Origin of the sequence: Neorhizobium huautlense, from assembly GCF_002968575.1 — a bacterium.
GTDB classification, from domain to species: Bacteria; Pseudomonadota; Alphaproteobacteria; order Rhizobiales; family Rhizobiaceae; genus Neorhizobium; species Neorhizobium huautlense.
This window is the reverse complement of record NZ_PVBM01000003.1, coordinates 340,912-347,628: the sequence shown is the minus strand read 5'-3', so window position 1 is coordinate 347,628 and position 6,717 is coordinate 340,912. Positions and strand designations below refer to the sequence as shown.

At 58.9% G+C, this 6,717-nt stretch carries 9 protein-coding genes and 1 tRNA gene; 3 read left to right on the top strand and 7 right to left on the bottom strand.

Translation table 11 applies throughout. The annotated features are described in order from the left end of the window. The first annotated feature begins 232 nt into the window (after positions 1 to 232). Positions 233 to 826, top strand: coding sequence for a hypothetical protein (locus C5L12_RS05655; protein WP_105371033.1), 594 nt, complete (start codon positions 233 to 235; stop codon positions 824 to 826). 223 nt (positions 827 to 1,049) lie between these two features. Here C5L12_RS05655 and C5L12_RS05650 read toward each other — a convergent pair whose 3' ends face one another. The 3 genes from C5L12_RS05650 to C5L12_RS05640 all read right to left on the bottom strand — a co-directional run bounded on the left by C5L12_RS05650 (position 1,050) and on the right by C5L12_RS05640 (position 2,351). Beyond that, positions 1,050 to 1,754 (bottom strand): DUF6538 domain-containing protein, encoded by a 705-nt coding sequence (locus C5L12_RS05650; protein WP_170109050.1) that lies wholly within the window; start codon positions 1,752 to 1,754, stop codon positions 1,050 to 1,052. A gap of 109 nt (positions 1,755 to 1,863) precedes the next feature. Further along, positions 1,864 to 1,950 (bottom strand) — tRNA-Leu (locus C5L12_RS05645). Between the two features lie 101 nt (positions 1,951 to 2,051). After that, the gene (locus tag C5L12_RS05640) at positions 2,052 to 2,351 is read right to left on the bottom strand and encodes an Rdx family protein (RefSeq protein WP_105371031.1); all 300 of its coding nucleotides are present in this window, start codon (positions 2,349 to 2,351) and stop codon (positions 2,052 to 2,054) included. A gap of 152 nt (positions 2,352 to 2,503) precedes the next feature. On the opposite strand from C5L12_RS05640, the gene C5L12_RS05635 reads away from it, so the two are divergent. Next, positions 2,504 to 2,953, top strand: coding sequence for a DoxX family protein (locus C5L12_RS05635; RefSeq protein ID WP_105371056.1), 450 nt, complete (start codon positions 2,504 to 2,506; stop codon positions 2,951 to 2,953). 28 nt (positions 2,954 to 2,981) lie between these two features. Here the strand turns inward: C5L12_RS05635 and C5L12_RS05630 are convergent, their stop codons facing one another. After that, complete coding sequence (locus C5L12_RS05630; protein WP_105371030.1) at positions 2,982 to 3,851, bottom strand: NAD(P)-dependent oxidoreductase; 870 nt, start codon at positions 3,849 to 3,851, stop codon at positions 2,982 to 2,984. A gap of 136 nt (positions 3,852 to 3,987) precedes the next feature. On the opposite strand from C5L12_RS05630, the gene C5L12_RS05625 reads away from it, so the two are divergent. Further along, the gene (locus C5L12_RS05625) at positions 3,988 to 4,473 is read left to right on the top strand and encodes a GFA family protein (RefSeq protein ID WP_105371029.1); all 486 of its coding nucleotides are present in this window, start codon (positions 3,988 to 3,990) and stop codon (positions 4,471 to 4,473) included. Between the two features lie 49 nt (positions 4,474 to 4,522). Here C5L12_RS05625 and C5L12_RS05620 read toward each other — a convergent pair whose 3' ends face one another. Genes C5L12_RS05620 through C5L12_RS05610 form a run of 3 tightly spaced genes read right to left on the bottom strand, consistent with a single transcriptional unit; the run spans position 4,523 to position 6,619 of the window. Then, on the bottom strand, positions 4,523 to 5,545 hold the full coding sequence (locus C5L12_RS05620) for a DUF3618 domain-containing protein (protein ID WP_105371028.1): 1,023 nt from the start codon (positions 5,543 to 5,545) through the stop codon (positions 4,523 to 4,525). Further along, positions 5,545 to 5,961, bottom strand: a complete 417-nt coding sequence (locus tag C5L12_RS05615) for a phage holin family protein (protein ID WP_105371027.1) — start codon at positions 5,959 to 5,961, stop codon at positions 5,545 to 5,547. The genes C5L12_RS05620 and C5L12_RS05615 overlap by 1 nt, the downstream gene beginning before the upstream one ends. Then, positions 5,954 to 6,619, bottom strand: coding sequence for a nutrient deprivation-induced protein (locus C5L12_RS05610; protein WP_105371026.1), 666 nt, complete (start codon positions 6,617 to 6,619; stop codon positions 5,954 to 5,956). The genes C5L12_RS05615 and C5L12_RS05610 overlap by 8 nt, the downstream gene beginning before the upstream one ends. Positions 6,620 to 6,717 lie beyond the last annotated feature (98 nt).

The following is a 6,717-nucleotide window of genomic DNA, read 5'->3' as shown; positions in this document are numbered from 1 at the left end:
ACGGCATAGTATGCAGGCATTCCGTCCTCTGAGAGAGCGTGATTGGCGGATGCGAAAACGGACGCCGGGCCGGTCGCATCTAGCAATTCGAAGTCCTGATAAACAGCGATGACTATATGATGCAGCATTGGCAGAAATTACCATATTTTTGTCATTCCTGCCAACTCTCTGCGCCTGCTAGTGTTTACACGGGCGGGCGGCAAGGACCACGCCACTGCAAGGAGGAGCACTGATGACTGAAGCGTCAAAGTCGGCGTCCGAATCCCGCACGTCGGGCTGGCGGTCGATACAATGGTGGCCGGCGGCTATCGGCATGGCATTCGCGGCGTTCGTGTCGATCGATCTGCTCAATGGTTCGGAGCGCGGCACCGACCTGGCTGCGATCGTGGTGGCCTCCGGCCTCGTATACCTGGCAGCGGCTGCCTTGGAGATTCCATGGGTTTCCTGGCCGGTATTCCTGCTGTCGGTGGTCGTGATCACCCTCGCAAGGCTCGGCCTCATACCGTTCAATGCGGCATCGGCGATGTTGATCGTCGCCGCCATAGTTGCGGTCTATGGCGTCGTCCGCGCTCTGAGACGCCCGAATCGCGAATTGCCGCTGCAAGCCATCGCAATGATCGTCTTCGGCGGTTTGGCCACCGTCGCCCTCTTCATCAGTCCTTTTGTGGGAGCGCTGCTGGTAGCGGCGGGGCTGGTCGCACATGCCGGCTGGGATGTCTACCACCACGTCAATAACAAGGTCGTCGTACGATCGATGGCCGAGTTCTGCTGCGTGCTGGACACAGTTCTCGCGATCGTCGTCGTCTTGGCGACACTGGCGGGCTAAGACGGCGCCCTGCCGTACGTTGCGACATCGGGGTTGATCTGAACGCGCTCGCCCTGCGCCCCCCTTGGACCAGTCCGGGCTGTTGGGTCTGCTGTGACGCAACCTTGTCAAGGTGCTGACGCCGCTGTGTCCGCTTCCGGAGGACTGGAAGAGACAGCGGAACGACCGTGATGGGGGGCACCTCAGTCGTTCGCGTTTTGGGTCACGGCCGGCTAATGCATGTTCAGGCAAAGTTCGATTTCGGTGATGCTTTTCCCGTCCAACAGGGCGATCTCGGCGTGGTTTTTGCCCAGAAACACCCCGGCGCAAGCACCTCGTCTCGAACGGGCAGCATTTTTATCTTTGTTGCGATGTGGAACTTATGAGACCTGTGCGCGGACAGGTTTTCCGATTGGACTTTCCTGTGTTTTCTCAGGCTGGCTGCGATATGCGATGACCTTTGTCGTCCCGATGTGTCTTGGTTATCCGCTGAGACAACCAAACCGTGACTGGCCAGTGTTTGATCAACGGTCGGACCGAACCAGCGCTCTCTCGCAGCGTCACCACCTGCCATGGCGTTGGCCTGTAGCTGAACGACCTCCCGCCACGCCCTGGGACTACCCGGGTCGTCCTCGAACGATGCCACAAGCTGTTTGTAGACCTCACCTGCCAGGGCTTGAATTTGCTTGTGAGAAAGCTGCTTCGGCCCGTCCCGAAGAGATTGCCACATGCCATCGAGATAGAGGCTTACCTGAGCTTGGCGCTCTTTGGCTTCACGTTGGTCGCGTGTGCGCAGCGAGACCGTAATCTCCATAGCCTTTGTACCAACGACGGTTTGGAAGACCTCGTCCCCCACAGGAATGGCGAGAGATGCGCCTCGAGCTTTGCTCAAGACATCCTGCGGAATACGCTTTCTGAATTGAATGAAGGAGGTACCGGGACGCCGCATTGGGGAAGCCATCTGATATGCACTGTGTATCACCCGTGTGTAGCAGTGGGTGAGCGAATTACTCAGAAATATCAGAAAGATGAACGTAATCAATACGTTCTGAATGGAATGGTGCCCAGAAGAGGACTCGAACCTCCACACCCTTTCGGGTACCAGCACCTGAAGCTGGCGCGTCTACCAATTCCGCCATCTGGGCGACGGAGAGCCATGTACGGGCGTGGCTCTTCGCTGTCAACTGGCTTTTTGAAGTTTCCATGTCAGTCATGGAAAAACCTTCGCCGTCGACCGATAAGACCGTCAGGCCCCGCCGCCTTCCTCCGCTGTACGATCCAGATGACCAAGGTCGCGATCGGGATCGATGACATCGCGAATACGCTGCTTCAACTCCTTCGGACCGGGGAACCCGCCATCGCGCTTGCGCTCCCAGATCAATTCATCATCGATCCGGATTTCGAAATTGCCGCCAGTTCCCGGAATAAGCGCCACCTCGCCGAGCGAGTCGGTAAAGGTCTGCAAGAGTTCCTGTGCCATCCACCCGGCCCGCAATAGCCAGTTGCATTGCGTGCAGTACAGAATGGTAATGCGCGGTTTTTTCATTGGATTCACCTTTCATGGCTTTTCAAATCAATCTCACAATATTGTCACCTATAAAGTCAAGTTTTGAACGCGGACATCTCGACACGGACTGCTCCTCCGTCAATTTGTGGCGCGACGCATCATGTCCCATAACCAATCAAAGAGGTCCTCCCATCGCTCTCCAGTCCACGACACGCTCACGCCTTATCATTCCGGCACTTTCCCCTGTCTATACCTCCGCCCACGAGATCGTTGAAACCCTGTTGCGGGTGACCGCGGGTGTGCTGCTTGTTACGCACGGATTCGGAAAGATCACCAATCCGTTCGGCGCCGTCGGCATGGTGGAAAGCCTCGGCTTCTATCCAGGCGTCTTCTGGTCGCCGCTTCTGGCGGCGACCGAGTTCTTCGGCGGAATATTCATCGCCATCGGCCTCTTCACCCGCCCAGCATCCTTTGCGGCGATGATCGTGCTGCTGGTCACGGTCTACTTCCATGGAATCGTCCGTGCCGAGGGTCTTGCTGGCGCAGAAAAATCCATCCTCTGGGCCGCGATCTTCCTGTTCTTTGCGCTCCGCGGCGGCAACCGCCATTCCGTCGACGCCAGACTCAGCCGCACGTTCTGATCGCTCGACCAGGCTGAGCGGACTCCGCTCAGCTTTTCCCTTCCAGCGCCAGCCGCACCACGGTGCCGAGATCCGCGTCGCTATGGCCGAGCGCGGCCGCTTGCCTGAAACTTACACAAGCCGCTTCGATCACCGGTATTGCGACGCCGAGACGACCGGCAACGTCAAAGACCACATCCATATCCTTTAGCACGCCCGAGACGGGAAAGCCGACAGCTTCCGTCTGACCGAGGATGACCGGCAGCCTCGATTTCATCGCCGGGCTGGCTGCAGGGCTGCCGGACAGGATCTCGATCATTTTTTCGGCCGAAAGACCGGCTTTGCCACCAAGCTGGATCGCTTCCTTCATGGTCTGCCAAAGCCCCATCAACATCATGTTGTTGATGAGCTTTGCCGATGCGCCGTCACCCAGCATGCCGACATGCAGGACCCTGTTCGACAAAACCTCAGCGATCGGCTGAAAGCGCCGAAAATTGTCATCCGCACCGCCGATATAGAAGCCGGCCGTCCCAGCAAGCAACGTCTCCGGCCCCCCGGCAATCGGCGCGTCCAGAAGCGCCGCTTGCTTTTGTTCCATCATCGCCTGATGGGTGCGCAGCACCTCGGGACTAACCGTACTCGTATCAACGATCAGTTTCCGGGCGGGATCGGCAGATGCAATCTCGTCGAGCACGGCATGCACAGCTGCCTCGTTGAGGAGGGCGAGAATGATGATGTCCGAGGCAGCCGACAGGCGGGCCAAGTCGCCTGCCGCAGCAATTCCAAGCGTGGAAGCCTTTTGTTGCGAAAGGCCGCTGCGGCTCCAGCCGGTTACGGAGAAGCCCTGCTTGGCAAGCCGCTCCGCCATGGCGCTGCCCATACGTCCCAAGCCAACGATCCCGATCCGCTCCTTTGACATCCTTTTATCCCCGTTGAATGCGACCTTGAGGGAGTTAAAGCAGAACCGGCCGTTTGCGTCTTCCTCATTTTCGTTTGCAGGCTAAGGGCACGATAATTCATGATAGGGTCACCGTGTTTCAGGGAGCAGAAGCCATATGGACGAGATCTTTGAGGGCAGTTGTTTCTGCGGCAGAATCCACTACCGCATGCGCGGACGGCCGATGTTCATCCATTGCTGCCACTGTACCGATTGCCAGCAACAGACCGGCGGCGCCTTTGCCATCAACGCGCTGATCGAGGCCGAGCGCGTCGTTATCGTCAAGGGCGAGCCGGTTGCCGTCACGATGGCGACAGACAGCGGTCATCCGCATGATATCTACCGGTGTCCTCAATGCCAGACGGCGCTCTGGAGCGATTACGGCCGTCGTCGATGGATGTTTTTCATTCGTGTTTCGACTCTGAACCGGCGAGCGGAATTCAAGCCCGACGTCCATATCTTCACCCGTTCGAAAGTGCCCTGGGTAAGGCTGCCGGACGATGCTGATGTCTTCGAGGAATATTACAGTACCAAAGCGCTTTGGCCGCCGGAGAGCCTTGCACGGCGTGAGGCTGCGCGGCTCAAGGCCGGCGCAGAGCGATAAAAGGCTCCCGCTATTCCTCGGGAGCCTTTGCATGCGACGTGCAGGTTATTCAATGGGTGCGGGGATCGGCACGCCCATCGCCACTGGAGCGCCGATAAGGTTTCGCTTCCTCGACGATGCGTTCTTTGGCGACATCGTGAACGTCGGAGGCAACTGCCGCTGCCTTTTCATAGACGTCGGACGCCACCTCCTCAGCCTTGTCACGAACATCGGATGCCTTGGCGGCTATTTGTTCACGCATATCGTCGGACATTTCTCCCATCATTTCATCTTCTCGACGCGTGTTGGGAAGAGCCGCACCGATTGCCGCGCCAAGCGCAAATGCCAAGGCGCCTCCAATCAATGGCTGGTCCCTGAAGTGGTTCAGGATGGCGCTGTTCATATCAGAGGCTTGATCTCTTAGCGCGTCGGTTCTCGACATCGTGCCGTCCCGGACGGACCGGAAGCTCGCGGCCACGGAACCACTCGCCTGGGATGCAGTCGCACCCATGCGTCGCCACGTCTTGGCCACCCACCCGGAGGCCTCGTCAAAGAGCCTGCCGGTTTCGTCGCGTATGTCATGGATCTGCTGGCCGGCGGCGTCGGCAAAACCGCGATAGGTCCGGCCGGCGTCATCCATGAAGTGTCCTGCTCGCCGGCCGGTCTCATCCGTCAGGGCCTTGAACCGGCTGCCCCCTTCGTCGGCAAAATGGCTGTAGCGATATTCCCCATCGATCTGTACCGGGCCGGTGCGGCGGACAGGTCCCTGGACCGGCGCGAGAGGATAGTTCTCTTCCTCGTAATCAGACTGGTCCGTCTGTGCAGTTCTTGAACCTGCCGGGTTTGCCATCAGCCAGGCCATGCCGACGCCCATCAACGCGACGGGAATAGGATTGGTCTTCACGGCATTGCCGAGATTGGCGACATATTCGCCGCCACCGCTGGACTTTGCCCAGCCCAGCGCTTCATCAAGCAACTGTCCTGGAGACATTTTGGCCTGAATGGCGTTCATCCGTTCTTCGATACGGCGGCGATCCTCATCGATCTCCCGTTCGAGCGCTTCGGCCTTGGCGTTATCAGAAATGTGAACCATCACACACGCTCCTTGATCATCTGGGCGTCCCGGCGAAGCGAGGACGAGGTACGATCCAGTTTGAGATTTTCGCCACGCAGGGTGGCAAGGCCTTTGGAAATCATCATCCATGCCGCAAGTGCGACAAGCACTCCGACAATGACGGAGGACAGCGCATCGGCGCCGGGTTCAGCCATTCCGCGGGAAACGAAAAATGCGGTTAGCCCCCTAACGAGGGCGGCCAGGAGGACGCCGACTGCGGCGATGGCGAAAATCACGCCGGCCGCGAATGCCTCTACGCCGGTCAGCGCGGACGACATCTTTGCCGAAGCTTCCGTCTTGGCCAGAGTAATTTCCTTGCGGAACAGGCCGGTGATATCGGTCACCAGGTCCCGTACCAGTTCCGGAAGGGGGCGATTGTCGAAGCTGTTAGCCATTGTGGGTGCCTCCTGTCTGATAACCCGTACCAAAATTTGTGCCCGTCCCGGTGGTAGCGGGAGAGGTGAGCGCGGATTGCGATCTGGTAACGCTTGCCTCATCGCTGCGTGAGGTCTTCGGCTGTGCGTGGCGATCTGCGGATGCAGTCAGAAAGCGGCTAGCGGCAAAACCGGCAAGCGCTGCGATCCCGAGGAAAGCTGCCGGGTTCCGGCGACCAAATTCCTCCGCCATTCCAGCGATCTCACCGATATCCTTGCCCTTGATATCATCTGCAAAGCGCTGCACGCTTGAGCCGATCTGCTTTGCGTAACGCCCGACAGCCGCTTGGTCGCCTTGCTGCAGTTCGTCGCCAACCTTGCCGATGGCCGCGGCGATGCCACCGACCCGCTCAGCGGCAAAGTCCTTTTGACCGGCTGCTGCTTGCTTTGCCTTTTCAGTTGCCTGGCTGATTTCAACGCGGGCAGCTGACTTGGCCCCACGCAAATCCTCCCTGGCCTTGTCCACGATTCCGGCCCCAGCGCCCTGCCGAGATTCCATCCCGGGTCCGGAGCCCTGGCCGGATTGCGGGGTCGGAATATCCCTGGCCGGATTGCCGGCGTCCGCATACGGAGATTCGGGTTGAGGACCTTTTGTGAGATTAAGGTCACGTTCTGTCATTGGTCTCTCCCAGTGTTCTAAGACAGGATCGGCGGATTACCGTCTGTGCGATGTCTACCCAACCACCCTGTTAGGAAGTTGTTCCCACCAGGCCTGAC

What these genes read in the sequence shown, in the direction of transcription:
- C5L12_RS05655 (WP_105371033.1), top strand. Translation starts at nt 233, where the DNA reads ATGACTGAAGCGTCAAAGTCGGCGTCCGAATCCCGCACGTCGGGCTGG.
- C5L12_RS05650 (WP_170109050.1), bottom strand. Translation starts at nt 1,754, where the DNA reads ATGCGGCGTCCCGGTACCTCCTTCATTCAATTCAGAAAGCGTATTCCG.
- C5L12_RS05640 (WP_105371031.1), bottom strand. Translation starts at nt 2,351, where the DNA reads ATGAAAAAACCGCGCATTACCATTCTGTACTGCACGCAATGCAACTGG.
- C5L12_RS05630 (WP_105371030.1), bottom strand. Translation starts at nt 3,851, where the DNA reads ATGTCAAAGGAGCGGATCGGGATCGTTGGCTTGGGACGTATGGGCAGC.
- C5L12_RS05625 (WP_105371029.1), top strand. Translation starts at nt 3,988, where the DNA reads ATGGACGAGATCTTTGAGGGCAGTTGTTTCTGCGGCAGAATCCACTAC.
- C5L12_RS05620 (WP_105371028.1), bottom strand. Translation starts at nt 5,545, where the DNA reads ATGGTTCACATTTCTGATAACGCCAAGGCCGAAGCGCTCGAACGGGAG.
- C5L12_RS05615 (WP_105371027.1), bottom strand. Translation starts at nt 5,961, where the DNA reads ATGGCTAACAGCTTCGACAATCGCCCCCTTCCGGAACTGGTACGGGAC.
- C5L12_RS05610 (WP_105371026.1), bottom strand. Translation starts at nt 6,619, where the DNA reads ATGACAGAACGTGACCTTAATCTCACAAAAGGTCCTCAACCCGAATCT.